Source organism: Marinobacter sp. SS21, assembly GCF_028369065.1.
Lineage (GTDB): Bacteria > Pseudomonadota > Gammaproteobacteria > Pseudomonadales > Oleiphilaceae > Marinobacter.
In genome coordinates, this window is record NZ_JAQNDA010000002.1 from 362,483 (window position 1) to 383,623 (window position 21,141).

The following is a 21,141-nucleotide window of genomic DNA, read 5'->3' on the forward strand; positions in this document are numbered from 1 at the left end:
TATGTCCGATTCCATCAAATCAGCCGGAGCGCTACCGCCGGCCATTTTCCTTATGGGGCCCACCGCCTCCGGCAAGACCGATCTGGCCATCGAGCTGTGCCAGCGCCTGCCGTGCGAGATCGTCAGTGTCGATTCGGCGATGATCTACCGCGACATGGACATTGGTACCGCCAAGCCCGATGCCGTCGAGCTGGCGCGCGCCCCCCATCGCTTGATCGATATCTGCGACCCGGCGGAAATTTACTCAGCGGCGGATTTTCGCCGCGATGCGTTGCGTGAAATGGCGGATATCACCGCTGAAGGTCGTATTCCACTTCTGGTGGGCGGCACTATGATGTACTTCAAAGCCTTGTTGCACGGTCTGTCCGATCTGCCGTCGGCAGATCCGGCAATTCGGCAGGCGCTGGTGCAGGAGGCCGAGCTGCGGGGCTGGGCGGAACTGCATCGCGAGCTGGCGCGACGGGATCCCACCGCGGCCACATTGATCCATCCGAATAATCGCCAGAGACTGCTGCGTGCCCTGGAAGTGATTCGGATTACTGGCAAGCCAATATCCCGGATCTGGCAATCCGCGCAGTCGCAACAGACGGGCGATTCTCACCAGGATATTGAGGATTACCCTTATTTTACGCAGTGGCAGGCAGACGAATCGTCAACTCTGCCGTATACTGTGGTGCAGCTTGCGATTGCCCCCTCAGAGCGACGAGTGCTTCATGAGAGAATTCGCCTCCGGTTCCTGAAAATGCTGGATCAAGGCTTTCTGGATGAAGTTCGGGCGCTAATGGCGAGGGGCGACCTGACCCCGGATTTACCCTCCATGAGATGCGTTGGCTATCGCCAGGCCTGGGCTTACCTGGCCGGGGATAGTGACCGGGATGCCCTGGTGTCGACGGGCGTGGCGGCAACCCGGCAGTTGGCCAAGCGTCAGCTGACCTGGCTAAGGAAGTGGCCAGACGTTAACTGGCTTGACTCGGAGTCCGGGCAAAATGCCGACGCCGCCTTGAAAATAGTCGGGGCTCGCACCACATTAAACTGACTAAGACGATCCGCTTTAATAAATTACAGGAGAAAATACATGTCAAAAGGGCACTCTCTACAAGACCCTTACCTCAATGCACTGCGCAAGGAGCGAATTCCGGTATCCATCTTCCTCGTTAATGGAATCAAGCTGCAGGGCCAGATCGAGTCGTTCGATCAGTTTGTTATTCTGCTGAAAAACACCGTCAGCCAGATGGTGTACAAGCATGCGATTTCGACCGTGGTGCCCGCCCGTAACGTTCGCATTCCGCAGCAAAATCCTGCCGGTGAAGGCGAAGCCGAAGGCTGATAGCGTTCCCCGTTATTTCTGGCTTTCGGGCCAGTCTGCACCCGCCCTTTTGGACATCGTGAACCCTGGTGTCCGAAAGCGCGGGTATCTGTGTTTTTCTTGTGTGTCAGTTTTGGCTTTGGAGTCTGAGTCCCTTGTTTGAACGTCCTGATGTCGGTGAGCGGGCGATCCTGGTCCATATCGAGTTTTCGTCCCAGGCCGATGGCGAGGATCTGGGCGAGTTTGTCGATCTGGTGGGATCGGCGGGTGTTGAGGCGGTAGCAACGGTCACCGGCTCTCGGAACCAGCCCAGTCCACGGTTGTTCGTGGGCGAAGGCAAGCTCGAGGAGATTCGCCAGGCGATCCAGCTCTATGAGACGGATGTGGTGCTCTTCAATCACGCCCTCAGTCCCAGTCAGGAGCGTAACCTGGAGCGGGAGCTGAAATGCCGGGTGCTGGACCGGACCGGTGTCATTCTGGACATCTTTGCCCAGCGGGCGCGAACCCACGAGGGGAAGTTGCAGGTTGAGCTGGCTCAGTTGGAACATCTGTCCACCCGACTGGTTCGGGGTTGGACCCACCTGGAGCGGCAAAAGGGCGGTATCGGCCTGCGTGGGCCCGGTGAGACCCAGCTGGAAACGGACCGCAGGCTGTTGCGAGAGCGCATCAAATCGATTCACCGCCGGCTAGAGAAGGTTCGTAAACAGCGGGACCAGGGCCGGCGGGCACGCCATCGCGCGGACATTCCGACGGTGTCATTGGTGGGCTATACCAACGCCGGCAAATCGACGCTGTTCAATCAAATGACCGAGTCTACGGTCTACGCCGCCAATCAGTTGTTCGCCACGCTGGACCCAACCCTGCGTCGGCTGGAGCTGCCAGACATCGGGGCCGTGGTAATTGCCGATACCGTGGGATTTATCCGGCACCTTCCCCACAAGCTGGTGGAGGCCTTCCGAGCGACACTGGAGGAAACCACCGACGCCACCCTGCTGCTTCACGTCATCGATTGCCGTGATGAGCGTCGCGATGACAACATCGATCAGGTGGAGGAGGTGCTGCTGGAGATTGGCGCCGATGAGGTGCCGGTGCTTCAGGTGTTTAACAAGATCGACCTGCTGGATGATTTTCGGCCCCGGGTGGAGCGAAACGAACAGGGTGTGCCGATGCGGGTCTGGGTGTCCGCGGTTACCGGCGACGGCATGACCGAGTTGTCGGATGCCATCGTGGAGCGCCTGGCGGAGAGGGTGTTGCACCAGTTTGTGGTGTTGGGGCCCGCCGACGGCAAGTTTCGCTCCTTGTTGCACCAGGCAGGCTCGGTACTCAGCGAACGGCATCGTGACAACGGTGACACGGTCATGGAAGTTCGCCTTCAGGAGCGGGACTGGCTACAGTTGCTAAGGCGAGCGGGCCTGAGCGAGAGCGATGTTCGCCTGGAGGGTGCAGGGGATGATGGCGCTTTGTAGGTTGGTTGCTATTGCCCGCGCGTCGATAAATCCCTAGTATTTGCAGCCATTCGAACAGTTTAGAACGGAGAGGACTATGGCCTGGAATGAACCGGGTGGAAACCGAAACGACAATGACCCCTGGGGAACGGGTGGTCGTCGTGGCAACGACCAAGGGCCCCCAGATCTGGACGAGGCACTGAAAAAAGGGCTCGACCGGCTCAACAAGATGCTGGGCGGCAAAGGCGGTAAATCAAGCGGTACCGGCGGCTCCTCTGACAGCAGCGGCGGCTTCGGCGCGATTCTGGCTCTGGTCGGCATCCTGCTGGTTGGTTACGTTCTGTTCCAGTCCTTCTACACCGTGGACGAGCAGGAGCGCGCGGTGGTACTGCGCTTTGGTGAGTACCACAAGACCGAGAGCCCCGGTCTGCGTTTCAAGGTCCCGCTCATTGACGATGTCACCAAGGTCCGTGTAACCAACGTGCGGAACGCTGAATCCCGCGGGCAGATGCTAACCCAGGACGAGAATCTGGTGACCGTGGAACTGCAGGTTCAGTACCGTGTTGCCAGTGCCCGGGACTATGTCCTCAATGTTCGCGATTCCAACCAGGCGTTGGCGTTCGCCACCGATAGCGCGCTCCGCCATGAGGTGGGCAGCTCGCTGTTGGATGGGGTATTGACCGAAGGTCGTGCTGAACTGGCGGTGAGTGTGGAGCAGCGCCTGCAGCGGTTCCTGGAAGAGTACGGCACCGGGCTGGAAATCGTCCGGGTGAACGTTGAAAGCACCCAGCCGCCGGCACCGGTGCAGGACTCCTTCCGGGAAGTGCAGCGCGCCCGGGAAGATGAGCAGCGCCTGAAGGAAGAGGCGGAAACCTACCGCAACAAGGTAGTGCCCGAGGCACGAGGCCGTGCCCAGCGCATGGTAGAAGAGGCCATGGCCTACAAGGAGGAGGTGATCGAACGGGCCAACGGTGAGACCTCACGCTTCCTGGAGGTGCTGGCGGTCTACCGGCAGGCACCCAGAGTAACTCGCGATCGGATGTACCTGCAGGCTATCGAGAATGTGATGTCCAACACCAGCAAGATCCTGGTGGATGCCAAAGGTGGCAACAACATGTTGTACCTGCCTCTGGATCGTCTGGTTGGTCGTGCCGGCAGTGCCGCTCGTGATGACACGATGCAGAGCCCGCACCCAAGCCTGACCGAAAGCGACATCCGTTCGCTCACCGAACGGGTGGTTCAGGAGATTCAGGACAGACAGGGTAACAGCGTACGGAGGGGGAGATAATTATGGGACCTAAAGGAGTTGTGGGTCTTGCAGGCACCCTCATTGTGGTCCTGCTGGTATTGTCGAGCGTCTACATCATTCCGGAAACCCATCGTGGTGTGCTACTGCGATTCGGGGAATTGATTGAAACCGATATCCAGGCCGGGATTCATTTCAAGGTGCCGGTGATTGACCAGATACGCCGTTTCGACGTGCGGGTATTGACTAACGATCTACCCTCCAAGCAATACCTCACCATCGAGAAGAAGCCGTTGGATGTGGACTCCTACATCGCCTGGCGAATCCGTGATGTGGACGAGTTCTATCGGGCCACCGGCGGTGACGAGTTGCGGGCTCAGTCGCTGTTGTCTTCTCGTGTCGACAACGGGCTGCGTGACGAGTTCGGTGTGCGGACCATGCATGAGGTGGTGTCGGGGCAGCGTGATGAGCTGATGCACACTCTGCGGGACCGGGTTAACGAAACCTCCGTCGCCGAGTTCGGTATCGAGGTTTTGGATATTCGCGTCAAGGCCATCGAATTGCCGGGGCAGGTGAGCGAGAACGTCTACCGTCGCATGGCGACCGAGCGCGAAAAGCTGGCTCAGGAATTCCGCTCCCGTGGGCGGGAGGCCGCTGAGGGCATTCGGGCCGACGCCGATCGTCAGCGTACGGTCATCCTGGCGGAGGCCTTCGCCAAGGCGGAATCCACTCGCGGTGAGGGTGACGGTACAGCGGCAAGCATCTACGCCGACGCCTACAGCTCCAACGAAGAGTTCTACCAGTTCTATCGGAGTCTGGAGGCCTACCAGAAGACCTTCGCCAGCAAAGACGATCTGATGGTCATCGATGCGGAGAGTGACTTCCTGCGCTTCCTGAAGGACCCACAGGGCGCCAACTGAGACTGGTATTGATCCGCAAACCGGAATGCTTGGAGACTCTTTAGGCATTCCGGTTTTTTTGTGGCTATTAACAGTGTAAAATTCCGCCGGTTTTGGTCTGGTTTTCCGCTCCGCAACGGGCCTGGCCCTCAACTCTCTACTATCCTGGACCGGCTTGGCTGTACCCCGGGATACAGACGGACACTAGAAACGCATGACTGTATCTGATCGCTGGTTACTGCCAGACGGGGTGGAGGATATTCTGCCGCCGTTGGCCGGACGCATCGAATCACTTCGCCGGGACGTGATGGACACGTGCCAACGCTGGGGCTACCAGCTTGTTATCCCGCCGCTGATTGAATACCTCGAGTCCCTGTTTACCGGCACCGGCCATGACCTCGAGCTGCAGACCTTCAAGCTGACCGATCAGCTTACCGGTCGCATGATGGGGGTGCGGGCCGACATGACGCCGCAGGCGGCCCGAATCGATGCCCATACCCTGAAACAGGAAGGGGTCACGCGACTGTGTTACGCCGGTCATGTGTTGAATACCCGTCCACGACACATGTTGACCGGTCGTACCCCGATTCAGGCTGGGTGCGAGCTGTTCGGCAGCGCTTCGGAGTCGGCCGACCTGGAAGTAATCAGCCTGATGCTGGAGACCCTGCGTGTCTCCGGTCTGCCGCAAGTGCATCTGGATCTGGCCCATGTAGCCATCTACGAATCGCTGATTGGCGAAGCCAACTTCGACGCGGCCACCGAGGCTGAGATCTTCGATGCCATGGGGCGGAAATCGGTGCCGGAGCTCAACCGGTTGCTGGGCGACTGCGCGGCTGACAGTGCCGGCGGCCGGTTGCGGGAGCTGGCGGCTCTCACTGGCGGCCTCGACGCGCTGACGCAGGCACGCAAGGTATTGCAGGGAGCATCGCCGACGGTGATTCAGGCACTGGACCAGCTGGAGCGAGTGGCGACCATGCTGACCCGGGACTATCCGGAAGTCGGTGTTGGGTTCGATTTTTGTGAGCTCCGCGGCTACAACTACCATACCGGATTGGTGTTTGCGGCTTACTCTCCCGGACACGGAGATGCGGTTGCCAAAGGTGGGCGCTATGACGCCATCGGCAGTGATTTTGGTCGGGCTCGTCCCGCCACCGGTTTCAGCCTGGATGTCCGTGCCCTGGTGGCGCTGGGCGAGCGTGGCGTTCCGTCCAGCGGCGCAGTGTGGGCGCCGGCCAGTGACGATGCGGCCTTAGGCGGCGTTGTTGCTGGACTTCGAAAGACCGACGTCGTTGTCCAGGCCTTACCGGAAGATCAGGCGGTAGACCCGCGCAAGCGTGGCTGCGATCGGGTCCTGGTCAAGCAGGGCGATCAGTGGGTTGTGGAGACCCTGTAACCGCTGCTTGGCGGTCGGCATTCATTTTGGATATTTTACCGTTGCCGCTCCCTGGGGTGGCGGCACATCGAGAGAGAGTCATGGGTAAAAACGTTGTAGTTCTTGGCACCCAATGGGGTGATGAAGGTAAAGGGAAAATTGTTGACCTGCTGACCGATCAGGTCGCCGCGGTGGTGCGGTTTCAGGGTGGGCACAATGCCGGTCACACCCTGGTTATCGAAGGCAAGAAAACTGCGTTGCACCTGATTCCATCCGGGATCCTGCGGGAGCACGTCAACTGCCTGATCGGTAATGGCGTGGTGCTGTCGCTGGAAGCGCTGATGAAAGAGGTTGGCGAGCTGGAAGAGCGTGGCGTCGCGGTGCGGGATCGACTCAAGATCAGCCTGGCCTGCCCGCTGATCCTGCCGACCCATATCCGTATCGATCAGGCTCGTGAGCGAGCCCGTGGTAACGACAAGATCGGCACCACCGGCCGCGGCATCGGCCCCGCTTACGAAGACAAGGTATCCCGTCGCGGTCTGCGGGTGGGGGATATGCTCGACGCCGCCGGTTTTGAAGTCAAACTCCGGGATATCATGAGTTATCACAACTTTATGCTCACCGAATACTTCAAGGAAGAACCGGTGGACGTGGATCAGGCCCTGGCTGACCTAATGGCCCTGGGTCAGGAGGTCCTGCCGATGGCGGCGGACGTCACCGATCTGCTGCACGACTATCGCAAGAAGGGTGAGCATATCCTGTTTGAAGGCGCTCAGGGTTCCCTGCTCGACATCGACCTGGGTACTTATCCGTTCGTAACGTCGTCCAACACCACTGCCGGCGGTACCGCAACCGGCTCTGGTTTCGGGCCGATGTTCCTTGACTATGTTCTGGGTATTACCAAGGCCTACACCACCCGAGTGGGTTCCGGGCCGTTCCCGACTGAGCTGTTCGATGCTACCGGTGAATACCTGGCGGTGAAAGGTAACGAGGTTGGCACGACCACCGGCCGTGGTCGCCGTTGCGGCTGGTTCGATGCCGTGGCGCTGCGTCATGCCATCCAGATCAACAGCGTTTCCGGCATCTGCCTGACCAAGCTGGACGTGCTCGACGGCCTGGAGACCGTTAAGGTCTGTGTCGGCTACCGGACGCCGCAGGGCGAAATCCAGCGTCCGCCCATCGGCTGCGACAGCTACCGCGATATCGAGCCAATCTACGAAGAGTTGCCGGGTTGGCAGGAGAGCACCGTTGGTCTGACCAAGCTGGAGCAGTTGCCGGAGAACGCCAAGGCCTATATCCGGTTCCTGGAGCAACAGATCGAGGCGCCGATTGACATTATCTCCACCGGACCGGACCGGGTTGAAACCATCATCATGCGCCATCCGTTTGGTCAGTAAGTAGAACGAAAGCGCCTAAAAAAGGGCCAGCACAACCGCTGGCCCTTTTTGCATTTTGCTACCCGTCAATTGCCCACTAGCCAGTTCCGGTGGTGGCCAGCGGGCCAGGTTTCAGGGTTTCTCGGCAATGACCGTGGCCCGCTTCGGTCCAGGGTAGCCTTCCACCGTCCTGCTCGGGTCCTCAGGGTCGAGAAAGTCCGTCAGTGATTGAAAACGCATCCAGTCGGTTGTCCGCTGTTCGTCAGTAGTGGTTGCGGTGACGTCGACGACCCGGGCATTGCGATAACCAGCGCGGTCGAGCCAGCGCAACAGGGTGTCGCAGCTGGGCAGGAACCAGACGTTGCGCATTTGGCCGTAGCGGTCTTCAGGCATCAGGCTGTAGCCTTCCGGTCCGTCCACCACCAACGTTTCCAGCACCAGTTCGCCGCCACGCCGCAGGGTGTCCTTGAGCTCGAGTAGGTGATCGATTGGGGAGCGGCGGTGGTAGAGCACGCCCATGGAAAAGGTGGTGTCGAAGGTTTCCAGCTTCGCCGGCAAGTCTTCCATCCGTATCGGCAGCAGATCCACTGGCGCATCGACCAGGTAGCGTTTGACGCTGAGGAACTGGAACAGGAACAGCAGTCCGGGGTCGATCCCGATCACCCGCCGCGCGCCAGCGCCGAGCATGCGCCAGCAGTGATACCCAGATCCACAGCCGACATCGAGCACTCGGCGTCCTTCCAGGTCGGCGAGATGGGGGGCGACCCGATCCCACTTCCAGTCTGAGCGCCATTCGGTGTCGATATGGATGCCGAAGAAGTCGAACGGGCCCTTGCGCCAGGGCATCAGGCCGCGCAGACCCGCTTCCAGTGTCTCCGCCTGATGGCCGTCCGCGGTATCTGTGCGCAGGGTAATGGCCGAGCGCTGCAGGTCAACGGTGGCATTGGCGAGCTCGGGCAGCCGGGACAGTGCCTTGTGCCAGCGCTGGACATCGCCGTGGGGGTTGTCCTCAAAGCGCCAGGTCAGTTGCTCTCGCAAACGGGCGGCCCAGTCCTCCAGGCCAGTGGCGGAAAGGTTATCGAGTAGGGGCGCGAAGCAGCGCTGCCAGTCAAACGTGGTCATGGATCGACTCGAAGGCTCAGATGGATTTGAGGGCCAGCATGGACACGAAGTTGAAACACTGATACCACACCAGAACCTGGTCGAAGCCGGCCGCTTGCAGCCGGGTCCGGTGTTCGGCCAGGGTCTCGGGAATCAGCACCCGTTCCAGCGCCGAGCGTTTTTGGCTGATTTCCAGATCTGAATAACCGTTGGCGCGTTTGAATTCGTGGTGCAGCCGGGTCTGGATATCCTGTTCCTGGGGCGATTCGAAGAGGATCTTTTCCGACAGAATCAGGGCGCCGCCCGGGCGAGTCGCCGTTGCGATTCGGGTCAGCAGTTCCTGCCGGCGCTGCGGTGCCACAAACTGTAGGGTGAAGTTCAGTGTGGTCACCGACGCGTCGTCGAGCCGGGTCTGCAGAATGTCTTCGCAGCGCAGCGTCACCGGCAGCGGATGGTCATCCAGGGCAATGTGGTGCTCGCAGCGTTCGATCATCGCACTGGAATTATCCACGCCGACCAGGCTGCAATCGTCGAAGGGGATGCCATGGCGCATGGCCAGCGTGGACGCGCCCAGCGAACAGCCGAGGTCGTAGCAATGGCTGCCGGCCTGGGCGTACTGTTCGGTAATCACTTCGATCATGGGAATGATGGTGGTGTAGCCCGGCACCGAGCGCCGAATCATGTCCGGAAACACGCGCGCCACCGAGGCGTCGAACCGAAAGTCGGTGCGTGGCTGCTGTTCGGCGAACAGTCGATCGGTAGTCTGGGGTGGGGGGTTGCGCTTGCTCATTGAGGCGCCTCGCCGGCGGCTGGGTTCACCGCGCCCGCGCGGAGCTGGCCACAGCGCACGCCGCGATTCTTGTAGTCCACCAGGATGGCGCGGAACGCGGGGTCGACGTCGGAGGCAATGGCCAGATAGCCTTGCTCGCAGACCGCGTGCAGCTCGGACGATTTTGGCGACATGCGAACGCCGTCTGTTCCGGGGGTTAGATGAATGGCCTTGAACTCGCCTACCGGCACGTCGGTTTTACTGCCGGAGTGATCGATACGGCCACTCGTTTCAAGGGTGAGTACCGTGACCACCATGGCGATAAAAGCCGCAGCGATCAGGGTGCGAACGGAGTAGCGGCGCTCGGATTGGCTCATGGGATAGCTCCAGACAAAGTGGTGAAAGCAGGGTCAGTACTGGCCCGGAATGGCGATCGGCGGCGCCTGCAGGGCGGCCAGCTGCTCGCGCAGGGCGAGGATCTGATCGGACCAATACCTGGGCTGGGTGAACCAGGGGAAGTAGCGGGGAAAGGCCGGGTCATCCCAGCGTCGGGCCAGCCAGGCACTGTGGGTAATCTGGCGGTAGCAGCGCAGTGGCTCGATCAGGTAGCGTTCGCGACGGTTGAACTCACGGAACATTTCGTACCCTTCCAGCAGCTCGCCGAACTGGGCGCCTTGGTCCGCTTCGGCGCCATTCAGCAGCAGCCAGAGATCCTGGACGGCAGGTCCCATGCGGCAATCATCCAGATCGACAAACAGCATCTGTTCGTCCCGCACCAGGATGTTGCCGGCGTGGCAGTCGCCGTGCAGGCGTAGGGTCTCTACAGGACCGGCATCGTCGATACGGCGGGCGCAGGTGTCGATCAGATCGGGGATCAGGCTATCCCAGGCGGGCCGCAAGTCTGCCGGCACCCAGTTGTGGTCGGTCAGGTAGCGACTGTTATCGGTGATGCCGGCGAGTATTGAGAAGGCCGGCCGATGCTCGAACGATCGAGTGGCGCCGATATTGTGCCACTGCCCGAGCCACTGCCCAAGCCGGTAGAGGGTGTCCTCCGTGCTGGTGTCCGGTGCCTGGCCGCCACGTTGAGGAAACAGGGTGAACAGGAAATCGCCATGGCGTCCAAGCGTGTCGCCGGAGGCCGGCATGGCTATTGGGGCAATCAGGGGTACATCGGCCGCGGCCAGCTCCTTGGCGTAGTCGTGTTCTTCGCGCACCTGCGCCTCAGTCCAGCGGTTTGGTCGATAGAACTTGGCGATGATAGGAGGGCCTTCTTCGAGGCCAACCTGGTACACGCGGTTTTCGTAGCTGTTCAGGGCGAACAACCGGCCGTTTACCACAAAACCTTGAGCTTCCACGGCATCGAGAATCTGGTCCGGGGAGAGCGCATCGTAGGGGTGTGAGCTGTTGGTCATAGGGTCTTGTCAGTGAAAGCTGTTGCTCTGCATCCTGGTGAGATGGTACCAGTTGTTGTCCAGTTCCCACCGTATACGGGAAATGCTGGAAGCCTGCAGAATAAGGTTGCCGGCCCGGGCCTGCACCCTGGCCAACTCGCGCTCGGCCCGTTGCCACTCGCGATGATTGTCGGGCAGGGACTTCATGCTGGGAAAGAGGGTGGTTAGCGCCTCTCGGGTGGATACATCATGGGATCGCAGTGAGCTCATGATGGCGGTGCCGCCCTCAACCCGCAGCACCCGGTGCTGGTATGGGTAGTCGGCAACCACCGGATCGTCCTTGAGTCTTTGGTTCAGGCTGGTCACAACAAAGCCGCGCCAGCCTAACCAGCTGACAAGTAGCGCCGCTACGACCATCACCACCAGGAACTGCTTCCGGTCCGACATATCCAATTATGCTCCCTGCACAGGTTTTCTTCGGCGCTAAGTATATCTTGTTCGTACAAGCCTGACTAAGGGCAGCACAGGCGTTTTTCAGAATCGGACGGCTTTGCGTTACCCTGCCGTTTTTGGGGTGAGGAAACGGCGGTGAGCGGCGAAGAAACACTGACAGTGGAAACGGCGGTGATTGGCGGTGGCGTCATAGGTCTTGCCGTGGCAAGGGCGCTGGCCCTGCAGGGGCGGCAGGTGGTGGTGCTTGAGCGGGAAGCGACGTTTGGTGAGGGTGTGTCGTCTCGCAACAGCGAAGTGATTCACGCCGGGATTTATTACCCCAAGGGGTCCATTAAGGCGGCCACCTGCGTGCGCGGCCGGGAGCTGCTGTACCCGTTCTGCCAGCAACGTGGCGTGCCCCACCGTAAGTGTGGCAAGTGGATCATCGCCGTTACGCCGCAGCAGATCGACGTGCTGGAACGGATTCAGGCGCAGGCGGCCGGCAATGGCGTGGCGCTGGCGTTTGCCGGACGTAACGATGTCAGCAACGCCTTGCCCGGTGTGGACGCGGCAGCGGCACTGTATTCTCCTGAAACCGGCATCGTTGACAGTCATCAGCTCATGCTGGCGATGTTGGCTGATCTGGAATCCGCCGGTGGGACCTTGATCTGCCGGGCGCCGGTGGCGTCGGTCGAAAGTTCGGTCGACGACGGCGCTGGCCAGCATACGTTGGTTGTTGGCGGGGCGGTGCCCTGTCGGGTGCGGGCCAACTGCGTGGTGAATGCCGCCGGTTTGGGGGCGGTGCCGTTGGCGCAGCACTGGCAGGGCTACCCAGCCGACGCCTGTCCCACGCCTTATTATGCTCGTGGCGTGTATTTTAGCTACAGCGGCCGGCACCCGTTTCGACAGCTGGTCTATCCGGTACCGGAACCTGGTGGGTTGGGCATTCATCTTACGCTCGACCTGGCCGGGCAGTTGCGTTTTGGTCCGGATGTTGAGTGGATCGCGCAGCCGGATTATCGAGTCGACAAGGCGCGTGCCGAGGCCTTTGCCAGCGCCGTGCGTCAGTGGTGGCCGGCGCTGGACGTCGCGCGGCTGCAGCCTGGCTACGCCGGGGTTCGGCCTAAACTGGCCGGGCCCGGAGAGCCCGATGCTGACTTTGTCATCCAGGGGCCCGCTAGCCACGGCGTTCCAGGCCTGGTGCAGCTGTTCGGCATCGAATCGCCGGGGCTGACCGCCAGCCTGGCCATTGCCGAGGAGGTCGTGCGAGCTTTGCCATAGGGCCCTGTCTGGTTAATGAACTAACCAGGTGAGGCTCTATGGCGTACGGGCCAGCGCCCAGACCTGGATCTCTTGGGCGCCGGCGCTCGCTAACGCCTGAGCCAGCGCGCGGGCGGTGGCACCGGTGGTCATCACGTCGTCGATGATGGCGACCCGCCGAGGGGCGCGACCACGCGCCTGAAAAATACCTCGAAGGTTGTCCTGGCGCTGCTGGCGATTGAGCCCGGACTGTCTGCGTGCCGACCGGGAACGTTCAATCAGCGTAATGCTCCACGGGATGTTGAGCCTGCAGCCGAGCTGTTCCGCGATGTCCTCTGCCTGGTTGAAGCCCCGTTGGCGCTGCCGCTTGGGGTGCATGGGGCTGGGTACCATCAGTTCGGGTCGACGCTCTGGATGTGTCTCCAGCACCTGCGCCATGTGATCAACAAAGGCGTGGATCAACGGGTGGCCCAGGCTGAGCTGGCGTTGATATTTGTAGCGGCCAATCAGCTGATCGACCGGGAAGTGGTAGAGCCACGGGGCCTCGGTCAGCCAAAACGGTGGCGGCTGAGTCTGGCATTGCCCGCATAGGGCTTCAGGTTGAGCGGTTCCCGGCAGCGGTAGGGCGCAACGCCGACAAGCCCAGCGGTTGCGGGGCAGCTGGGCGAGGCATTGGGGGCAAAGGCCGCTGGTCGCCCCCGGAGCCAGGCAGGCGACGCAGAGGGTGTGGTGATCAATGGTGCTGTTAACCTTTAGTTTAAATTGGGTTGACAGCGAGAGCAGTCCCTTTATCATTTGTGCCATCCATGAATCCGGGCGGTGCCGGTATCTGCTGCCCCGAATGCCCAAAACGTTAACAGGACCCTCACATGACCGCCACCGCCATTCGTCACGACTGGACCGTTGCCGAAGTTCGCGCTTTGCTCGAAATGCCATTCAACGACCTGGTGTTCAAGGCTCAGAGCGTGCACCGGGAGCATTTCGATCCCAATGAGGTGCAGGTTTCCACTTTGCTTTCCATCAAGACCGGCGCCTGCCCGGAGGACTGCAAGTACTGTCCTCAGAGTGGTCATTACAACACCGGTCTGGAGAAGGAAAAGCTACTGGAAATTGAGAAGGTGGTGGCCGAGGCCCATGCTGCGAAAGAGAAAGGCGCTTCGCGTTTTTGCATGGGCGCAGCCTGGCGCAGTCCGTCCAAGAAAGACATGCCCTACGTGCTGGATATGGTGAAACGGGTCAAGTCACTGGGACTCGAAACCTGCATGACCCTGGGAATGTTGAACGAGGACCAGGCCGGGGAACTCGCCGACGCCGGGCTGGACTATTACAACCACAACCTGGATACCTCCGAGAAATACTACAACCACATCATCACCACACGCACTTACCAGGACCGACTGGATACGCTGGACAACGTGCGCAAGGCCGGCATGAAGGTGTGTTGTGGCGGTATCATGGGTATGGGTGAAGATCTTGCCGACCGTGCCGGGCTGCTGGTACAGCTGGCCAACCTGCCGCAGCACCCGGAGAGTGTCCCGGTCAACATGCTGGTCAAGGTGGAGGGTACACCGCTTGACCAGGTGGACGATCTCGACCCGTTCGACTTCGTTCGCACCATCGCGGTGGCGCGCATAATGATGCCGGCGTCTCACGTGCGGCTGTCCGCGGGTCGTGAAAACATGAACGATCAGATGCAGGCGCTGTGTTTCCTGGCCGGTGCCAACTCCATCTTCTACGGCGAAAAACTCCTGACCACCGCCAATCCGGAAGCGGACCATGACCGGCAGCTGTTCAAGCGACTCGGCATCCGTCCTGAGCAGCGGGAACAGAGCCACACCGAGGAAGAACACGTGGAGGCGTTGGCGGACGCAGTGGAGTACGAACAAACCCGCCATATGTTCTACGACGCCACGCGCGAATCCGCCTGAGGTTCAGTCCTTGCGTGATTTTGCTAGTGAGCTGGAAACGCGCAAACAGGCTGGCTTGCATCGCACCCGGCGGCTGGTGGATGGACCTCAGCAGCCGGCGCTGACCGCCGATGGCAAGCCGGTGCTGGCGTTCTGCAGCAACGATTACCTTGGGCTGGCCAGTCATCCTGCCGTGTCTGCCGCGCTGGCGGCAGCGGTAGCCGGGGTCGGGGTGGGTGGCGCCGCCTCGCACCTGATTTGTGGGCATCACCAGGCTCACCACCGCCTGGAACAGCGGCTCGCCGCGTTTACCGGCCGCAGCTCGGCATTATTCTTCTCCACCGGTTACATGGCCAATCTTGGTGTGATCTCGGCGCTGGCCGGGCGTGGCGACACCATCTTCTCTGACCGATTGAATCATGCCTCCATCATCGACGGCTGTATCCTCAGCCGGGCCAAGGTGAAGCGCTACCCCCACAACGATGTCCAGGTATTGGCGGATCAGCTGGCGCAAACCCGCGGCCACAAATTGGTGGTGACCGATGGAGTCTTCAGCATGGACGGCGATCTGGCGCCGTTGAAGGAGCTGGCCGCACTTTGCCGCGAATCCGACGCCTTGCTGGTGGTGGATGATGCTCACGGCGTCGGCGTGCTCGGGACACACGGCGGGGGCTCGCTGGAACAGTTGGGGCTGTCCGAGGACGAGGTGCCCCTGCTGATCGGCACCCTGGGCAAGGCGGTGGGCACCAGTGGCGCCTTTGTCGCCGGGCCCGAGCTGTTGACCGAATACCTGGTACAGAAAGCCCGCACCTACATCTATACCACCGCCATGCCGCCCGCCCTGGCGGAGGCCACCTGTGCCGCGCTGGATATCATTACCGCGGAGCCTCAGCGGCGTGCCCATCTGCAACGCCTGATCAAGCGTTTTCGTGATCGCACACAGGCGCTGGGCTATCGGCTGATGCCCTCGCAAACGCCGATCCAGCCCATTTTGGTCGGCGACAATTGGCGTGCCTTGGAACTCAGCCGTCGGCTCGAGGAGATGGGCTTGCTGGTCACTGCCATACGCCCGCCAACGGTGCCGGAAGGTGAGTCCCGGCTGCGGGTAACCCTCAGTGCGGCCCATACCGATGCCGAGCTGGAGCGGTTGCTGGAGGGCCTGGCGCAATGTGCCGATTTGGCCGGGGCGTGATGGCGTGAGCCCGAAGACTCAATCCCCTCCGGTGGTGCTGATCGGCGGCTGGGGCGTTTCCGTAGACATGGTCATGCCGCTGGTGGAGGATTGGCCCGCACCGGTATTCCCGGTGAGCCTGGATGATGAAGGTGTGGGCACATGCCCTGACGTTTCCGCGCTGGCGGAGCAGCTCACCAAGCGGTTTCCCAGGCCGGCACTGTGGATTGGCTGGTCGTTGGGTGGACAGGTGGCCATGGCAGCGGCAGAAGCAGCGCCGGCACAGGTTCGGAGCGTGGTGACGCTGTGCAGTTTTCCGAAGTTTGTTGCCACGCAGCAGTGGCCCCAGGGTATGGCCGCCGCCCAGTTTCATCAGTTTGCGGAAGGGCTGCAGCGGGATGCCCAGCGCTGCCGGCAGCGCTTCCTGATGCTCCAGACGCTGGGGGATCCCGATGAAGCTGAGGCCAGGCGAGCGCTCAAGCCCTGGCTGGCCAGAACCGAGCAGTTTTCCCCGCAGATGCTGGCCAAAACGCTGGATTGGCTGGCCCTTACCGATCAACGCTCGCTATGGCAAAGGCTGGATCGACCGGCGTTGCATGTCTGGGGCGACCGGGATCAGGTGGTTAATGCCGCCATGGCCGACGCTACATTGTCGAAGCGGGCACGGGGCGAGCGCGTTGCCGACCTGAATCACTGGCCCCGAGGTGATGCCATGGCGCGCTGTCGACAACTGGTGCGCGGCTTCGTCAATGCGTGCGAGGGGGTGGCGTGATGGCCGAAACAATGCAGTCTGGGCGAAACCCGGATCAGGACGCCCGCCTTCCCATTGCGGGCAAGGATACCGTAGCCAGGGATTTTGGTGGCGCATCCGGGTCTTACGATGGCGCTGCCCGACTTCAGCGGCATATGGGGCAGCGGCTGCTGGAGCTGTGCCTACCGGGCTCAGGGGCGGGGCAGGTGCTGGACCTTGGCTGTGGTACCGGCCAGTTTGCCGGTGAGCTTCAGGCTCACCTTGGCGCAGCGGCCCTCACCGGCGTGGATTTGTCCGAATCGATGATTCGCTACGCTCGAGCGCACCGGCCGGTCAAGGCCAGCTGGCTGGTGGCCGACGCTGAACAGTTGCCAGTGGCAGACCGAAGTGTCGATCTGGTCTTTAGCAATCTGATGATTCAATGGTGTGCCGATCCCCGGCCGGTATTGCGGGAATGTATGCGGGTGCTCAAGCCTGGCGGCCTACTGGTTTGTTCCACCCTGGTGGACGGCACCCTGCGGGAACTTGCGCAGGCTTGGCGGGTTGTCGATCCCGGTCGTGATCACGTCAATCGCTTCGAGCACCCCGCCGACTTGGCCCAGATGGTGGATGAGGTGTGCCCCTCGACGGTCCTCCATTATGAGACGGTTCGACTGGACTACGATTCGCCACTGCAGTTGCTCAAGGAGCTCAAGAGTCTGGGGGCTCAGTACAAGGGCGAGAGCCGCCGCAGGACGGTAACGGCTCCTGGCCGCATGCGCCGGCTTTGCGAGGCCTATCCCGGTGATGGAAACAGCGTTCAGGCGAGTTACGAAGCGGCCTACCTGCAGTGCCGAAAGGTCTGAGACTGAACGCTGGTCGAATCTGCTAAAGAGAAGGGAAAAGAGATGGCAAAAAGATCCTATTTCATAACCGGCACCGATACCGGCGTTGGCAAGACGCTGGTGTCGGCCGCGATACTGGAAGCGGCCAATGCCCAGGGGCGGCGGACTCTGGCCATGAAGCCCATTGCGTCCGGCTGTGATGAGACGGCGGAAGGGCTGCGAAACGAAGACGCCGTGATGTTGATGGCCTCGATGAGCGAATCGCTCAGTTACGAACAGGTGAACCCCATTGCGCTCAAGCCTGCCATCGCCCCACACGTGGCGGCGGCCCAGGAGGATCGTCGGCTTGCGGCTGAGCGCCTGGTGGGGTTCTGTCGTGGACTGCAAATGCACCCTGGCGACCTGATGCTGGTGGAGGGCGCCGGTGGCTGGCGGGTGCCGTTGAACGACCGCGAAACCTATGCCCGGGTACCGCAGGCGTTGGATATGCCGGTGATCATGGTTGTCCCGCTGCGCTTGGGCTGCATTAATCACGCCCTGCTGACTGCGGAAGCCATACGCAGTGATGGCCTGGCGCTTGCCGGATGGGTCGCTAATCGGCCGGATCCGGAAGCCATGAGTTGTGAAGGTGATACCCTTAATTACTTGCTCGGACACCTGGGCGCTCCGTGTCTGGGAGTGCTGCCCTGGCAGCCGACGCCAGACCCCAAGGCGCTGGCTGAAAACCTTGTGGTGGATGTATTGTTTGAAAATTGACCATGTTTGTGTCTTAATTGGGTCAAGTAATCGTCACTGAATCGGGCACCCGGTATGATCAACAACACCCTGGCCATTGGTATTCAAGGCATGCAGGAAGGCATGCTGGGAATGGAGAACGCCGCACGCAAGATTGCCCGCGGGGGTGTTGACGGGCCCCAGGGTTCGGCGGGTAGCGGCGCGGGTCTGATTGAGCCCATCATCGACCTGAAACTCTACCAACGCAGTGTTGAAGCCTCCGCGCAGGTTGTCAAAACCGCCGATGAAACCCTCGGGACGTTGCTCGACATCATGGCTTGATGCCGGATACCCGGTGAATCAGCCCGTTTCCTGCCTCGCGACTGACTGGGTGATTGAGCCATGATCGCTGGTCCCGCCTTTTCCCCGTCTTATCCTCAGTTACCGCAGGCGTCCGGCCCGGCCCCGACAGATTCGCTCGAACGTCGGGGGAGTGCGAGCAATCCGCAGCAACAGGATTTGGCCCAGTTGCGGGTTCTGGCCGAGCTGAAAGCCCGTGATCGAGAGGTGCGTGCCCACGAGCAGGCGCACCAGTCTGTTGGTGGCCAGTACGCCAGCGCGCCCAGCTACACCTATCAACGGGGGCCCGATGGCGTCCAGTACGCCGTTGGCGGCGAGGTTCAGATCGATATCTCTCCAGTCTCCGGCCATCCCCAGGCGACCATTGACAAGATGCGTACGGTGCGTGCCGCCGCGTTGGCACCGGCGGAACCGTCCGGGCAGGACCGGACCGTTGCCGCCGAAGCCATGCAACTGATGCTGCAGGCCCAACAGGCGTTGGCGAGGCAGCGATCCGCATCGACAGAGGCCGGTTCGAGTGCTGATTCGTCCCAGGAATCGGAGCCGGCTAGGTCTTATCGGTTGATAAATGAGCTGTCTGACTCCGGGCTCGAGGATCTGCCGTCATCCTTTCAGGTGGTTGCCTAAAATCAATGAGTTATCCGAGAGAGCCATTGTTTTCGCCGGCCTTGTAACGGCCATCTGTTGCACTCGGCAACACAAAATTTAAATCCCGCGCTTGACATCTCATTGCTTACAAACGTATGTTTCAAACACTTGTTTAACTGGCGTCGTTGGAAGGTTTTGTCCGACGTCTAAGCAAACCCAAAGGCAGAGTGCTGCGAGCTCGATTGCAGACCTAACCGATAATCTGAGGTGGATTCCATGCCTGAATATAAAGCGCCCCTGCGTGAAATCAAATTCGTAATGAATGAGCTGCTGAACAGTGAGCAGCACTACGCCAATCTGGATGGTGCCGAAGACGCGACTCCGGATATGGTCGATGCGATTATTGGAGAAGGTGCCAAATTCGCTGAGCAGGTCCTTTCCCCTCTGAACGCGGTTGGCGACCAGGAAGGCTGCACCCTGACCGAAGCTGGCGTGACCACCCCGAAGGGCTTCAAAGAGGCCTACCAGCAGTACGTGGAAGGCGGCTGGCCGTCCATGACTGCCGACCCCGCCTATGGCGGTCAGGGCCTGCCCAGCTCCATCGGCATCGTAATTAGCGAAATGGTGGGGACTGCAAACTGGTCCTGGGGTATGTACCCTGGCCTGAGCCACGGCGCCACCAACACCGTTGAGGCTCACGGTACCGAAGAACAGAAGCAGACCTATCTCACCAAGCTGACCAGCGGTGAGTGGACCGGCACCATGTGTCTGACCGAGCCGCATTGTGGTTCCGACCTGGGTATTCTGCGGGCCAAGGCCGAGCCGAACGCCGACGGTTCGTACAGCGTCTCCGGTACCAAGATCTTCATCTCTGCCGGCGACCACGACATGGCAGAGAACATTGTTCACATCGTACTGGCACGCCTGCCGGGCGCTCCTGAAGGTACCAAGGGTATTTCCCTGTTCATCGTGCCCAAGTATCTGCCGAACCAAGATGGCTCCGTGGGTGAGGCCAACGCCGTTTCCTGTGGCTCCCTGGAGCACAAGATGGGCATCCATGGCAACGCTACCTGCGTGATGAACTTCGACGGCGCCAAGGGCTGGTTGATCGGACCTGAGAACAAAGGTCTGAACTGCATGTTCACCTTCATGAACACGGCCCGTATCGGTACCGCGATCCAGGGTCTGGGCGCCTCCGAGCTGGGCTTCCAAGGCTCCCTGGCGTACGCCAAGGACCGTCTGGCCATGCGTTCCCTGACTGGCCCGAAAAATCCTGAGGGACCTGCCGATCCGATCATCGTTCATCCAGATGTTCGTCGCATGCTGTTGACTCAGAAGTCCGTGTCTGAAGCGGCCCGTGCTCTGGTTTACCTGGCGGCACAGCAGGCTGACATCGTGCATCAGGGCAAAACCGAAGAAGAGAAGAAAGCTGCGGATGCCATGCTCGGCTTCCTGACTCCGATCGCCAAGGCGTTCCTGACCGAGATCGGTTACGAGTCCGCCAACCTGGGTATGCAGGTATTCGGTGGTCATGGTTTCATCAGCGAGTGGGGCATGGAGCAGAACGTTCGTGACGCCCGTATCGGCATGATCTACGAAGGCACCACTGGTATCCAGGCGCTGGACCTGCTGGGTCGTAAGGTTCTGATGACCCAGGGTGAGGCGCTGAAGCAGTTCACCAAGCTGGTTCACGTGTTCTGTAAGGAAAATGCTGACAATGAGCAGCTGAAAGAATTCCTTGAGCCGCTGCAAACCATGAACAAAGAGTGGGGCGATCTGACCATGAAGATCGGTATGAACGCCATGAAGAACCGTGACGAAGTGGGTGCCGCTTCTGTGGACTACCTGATGTACTCCGGTTATGCCGTGTTCGCCTACCTCTGGGCCCGTATGGCCAAGGTTGCTCTGGACGCTATGGCCGAAGGCACTTCCGAGGAGGCCTTCTACAACGCCAAGGTTCAGACTGCACGCTTCTACTACAAGCGTCTGCTGCCGCGCGCCAACGCCCACGCCGAGATGGCACTGGCCGGTGCGGACACCCTGATGGACATTCAGGAAGACGCGTTCGCCTTCTAAGGCGGAGTTGCTCTGGTAGAAAAAAAGCCCGCTCATCACGATGCGGGCTTTTTTTGTTGCCAGTCTGACCGACCCCCTGTCCCTCGCATGCCATCGTTAACCGTGAGCCGCGCGTAAAAATTGGGTAGAATACGCGGCTACAATAACGAGCAA

At 60.7% G+C, this 21,141-nt stretch carries 22 protein-coding genes; 16 read left to right on the forward strand and 6 right to left on the reverse strand.

The window, feature by feature from the left end:
* Position 1: 1 nt before the first annotated feature.
* From miaA to N6L25_RS03935, 7 genes are all read left to right on the forward strand, one after another.
* Positions 2-1,036, forward strand: a complete 1,035-nt coding sequence (gene miaA, locus N6L25_RS03905) for a tRNA (adenosine(37)-N6)-dimethylallyltransferase MiaA (protein ID WP_271978064.1) — start codon at positions 2-4, stop codon at positions 1,034-1,036.
* A gap of 39 nt (positions 1,037-1,075) precedes the next feature.
* Entirely contained in the window at positions 1,076-1,327 is a 252-nt protein-coding gene (gene hfq, locus N6L25_RS03910; protein ID WP_092022834.1) for an RNA chaperone Hfq, read from the forward strand.
* A gap of 134 nt (positions 1,328-1,461) precedes the next feature.
* Positions 1,462-2,772, forward strand: a complete 1,311-nt coding sequence (hflX, locus tag N6L25_RS03915; RefSeq protein ID WP_271978071.1) for a ribosome rescue GTPase HflX — start codon at positions 1,462-1,464, stop codon at positions 2,770-2,772.
* 76 nt (positions 2,773-2,848) lie between these two features.
* A complete protein-coding gene (gene hflK / locus N6L25_RS03920; protein WP_271978073.1) occupies positions 2,849-4,039 on the forward strand; it encodes an FtsH protease activity modulator HflK in 1,191 nt (396 codons plus the stop codon).
* Positions 4,040-4,041: 2 nt separating this feature from the next.
* Entirely contained in the window at positions 4,042-4,917 is an 876-nt protein-coding gene (gene hflC / locus N6L25_RS03925; protein WP_271978075.1) for a protease modulator HflC, read from the forward strand.
* Positions 4,918-5,110: 193 nt separating this feature from the next.
* Positions 5,111-6,289 (forward strand): ATP phosphoribosyltransferase regulatory subunit, encoded by a 1,179-nt coding sequence (locus N6L25_RS03930; protein WP_271978077.1) that lies wholly within the window; start codon positions 5,111-5,113, stop codon positions 6,287-6,289.
* An 80-nt stretch (positions 6,290-6,369) separates the two neighbouring features.
* Positions 6,370-7,665, forward strand: coding sequence for an adenylosuccinate synthase (locus tag N6L25_RS03935; RefSeq protein ID WP_271978079.1), 1,296 nt, complete (start codon positions 6,370-6,372; stop codon positions 7,663-7,665).
* Between the two features lie 111 nt (positions 7,666-7,776).
* Here N6L25_RS03935 and cmoB read toward each other — a convergent pair whose 3' ends face one another.
* The 5 genes from cmoB to N6L25_RS03960 are packed head-to-tail and all read right to left on the reverse strand — an operon-like array spanning position 7,777 to position 11,352.
* Positions 7,777-8,766, reverse strand: a complete 990-nt coding sequence (gene cmoB / locus N6L25_RS03940; protein WP_271978082.1) for a tRNA 5-methoxyuridine(34)/uridine 5-oxyacetic acid(34) synthase CmoB — start codon at positions 8,764-8,766, stop codon at positions 7,777-7,779.
* A 16-nt stretch (positions 8,767-8,782) separates the two neighbouring features.
* The gene (cmoA, locus tag N6L25_RS03945) at positions 8,783-9,535 is read right to left on the reverse strand and encodes a carboxy-S-adenosyl-L-methionine synthase CmoA (RefSeq protein WP_271978084.1); all 753 of its coding nucleotides are present in this window, start codon (positions 9,533-9,535) and stop codon (positions 8,783-8,785) included.
* The gene (locus tag N6L25_RS03950) at positions 9,532-9,891 is read right to left on the reverse strand and encodes a kinase (RefSeq protein WP_271978086.1); all 360 of its coding nucleotides are present in this window, start codon (positions 9,889-9,891) and stop codon (positions 9,532-9,534) included. Before N6L25_RS03950 ends, cmoA begins: the two co-directional genes overlap by 4 nt.
* A gap of 33 nt (positions 9,892-9,924) precedes the next feature.
* Entirely contained in the window at positions 9,925-10,926 is a 1,002-nt protein-coding gene (locus N6L25_RS03955; protein ID WP_271978089.1) for a serine/threonine protein kinase, read from the reverse strand.
* A 9-nt stretch (positions 10,927-10,935) separates the two neighbouring features.
* Positions 10,936-11,352, reverse strand: coding sequence for a hypothetical protein (locus N6L25_RS03960; RefSeq protein WP_271978091.1), 417 nt, complete (start codon positions 11,350-11,352; stop codon positions 10,936-10,938).
* Positions 11,353-11,493: 141 nt separating this feature from the next.
* On the opposite strand from N6L25_RS03960, the gene N6L25_RS03965 reads away from it, so the two are divergent.
* On the forward strand, positions 11,494-12,618 hold the full coding sequence (locus N6L25_RS03965; RefSeq protein ID WP_271978093.1) for an NAD(P)/FAD-dependent oxidoreductase: 1,125 nt from the start codon (positions 11,494-11,496) through the stop codon (positions 12,616-12,618).
* 36 nt (positions 12,619-12,654) lie between these two features.
* On the opposite strand, the gene N6L25_RS03970 is transcribed toward N6L25_RS03965, so the two are convergent.
* Positions 12,655-13,401, reverse strand: coding sequence for a ComF family protein (locus N6L25_RS03970; RefSeq protein WP_271978094.1), 747 nt, complete (start codon positions 13,399-13,401; stop codon positions 12,655-12,657).
* A gap of 65 nt (positions 13,402-13,466) precedes the next feature.
* Here N6L25_RS03970 and bioB point away from each other — a divergent pair, with 65 nt between their 5' ends.
* The 8 genes from bioB (at position 13,467) to N6L25_RS04010 (ending at position 20,988) form a co-directional block, all read left to right on the forward strand.
* Positions 13,467-14,525 carry a biotin synthase BioB gene (bioB, locus tag N6L25_RS03975; RefSeq protein ID WP_271978097.1) on the forward strand — a complete coding sequence of 353 codons (1,059 nt, stop codon included), beginning with the start codon at positions 13,467-13,469 and terminating at the stop codon, positions 14,523-14,525.
* A 10-nt stretch (positions 14,526-14,535) separates the two neighbouring features.
* Positions 14,536-15,696, forward strand: a complete 1,161-nt coding sequence (gene bioF / locus N6L25_RS03980) for an 8-amino-7-oxononanoate synthase (protein WP_271978099.1) — start codon at positions 14,536-14,538, stop codon at positions 15,694-15,696.
* Positions 15,697-15,700: 4 nt separating this feature from the next.
* A complete protein-coding gene (locus N6L25_RS03985) occupies positions 15,701-16,447 on the forward strand; it encodes an alpha/beta fold hydrolase (protein WP_271978101.1) in 747 nt (248 codons plus the stop codon).
* On the forward strand, positions 16,447-17,271 hold the full coding sequence (gene bioC, locus N6L25_RS03990) for a malonyl-ACP O-methyltransferase BioC (protein WP_271978103.1): 825 nt from the start codon (positions 16,447-16,449) through the stop codon (positions 17,269-17,271). The genes N6L25_RS03985 and bioC overlap by 1 nt, the downstream gene beginning before the upstream one ends.
* Before the next feature lie 42 nt (positions 17,272-17,313).
* Positions 17,314-18,006, forward strand: coding sequence for a dethiobiotin synthase (bioD, locus tag N6L25_RS03995; protein ID WP_271978106.1), 693 nt, complete (start codon positions 17,314-17,316; stop codon positions 18,004-18,006).
* A 54-nt stretch (positions 18,007-18,060) separates the two neighbouring features.
* The gene (locus N6L25_RS04000) at positions 18,061-18,306 is read left to right on the forward strand and encodes a flagellar basal body rod C-terminal domain-containing protein (RefSeq protein WP_271978108.1); all 246 of its coding nucleotides are present in this window, start codon (positions 18,061-18,063) and stop codon (positions 18,304-18,306) included.
* Positions 18,307-18,366: 60 nt separating this feature from the next.
* The gene (locus tag N6L25_RS04005; RefSeq protein ID WP_271978110.1) at positions 18,367-18,951 is read left to right on the forward strand and encodes a putative metalloprotease CJM1_0395 family protein; all 585 of its coding nucleotides are present in this window, start codon (positions 18,367-18,369) and stop codon (positions 18,949-18,951) included.
* A 237-nt stretch (positions 18,952-19,188) separates the two neighbouring features.
* Entirely contained in the window at positions 19,189-20,988 is a 1,800-nt protein-coding gene (locus N6L25_RS04010; protein ID WP_271978112.1) for an acyl-CoA dehydrogenase C-terminal domain-containing protein, read from the forward strand.
* The last annotated feature ends 153 nt before the right edge of the window (positions 20,989-21,141 follow it).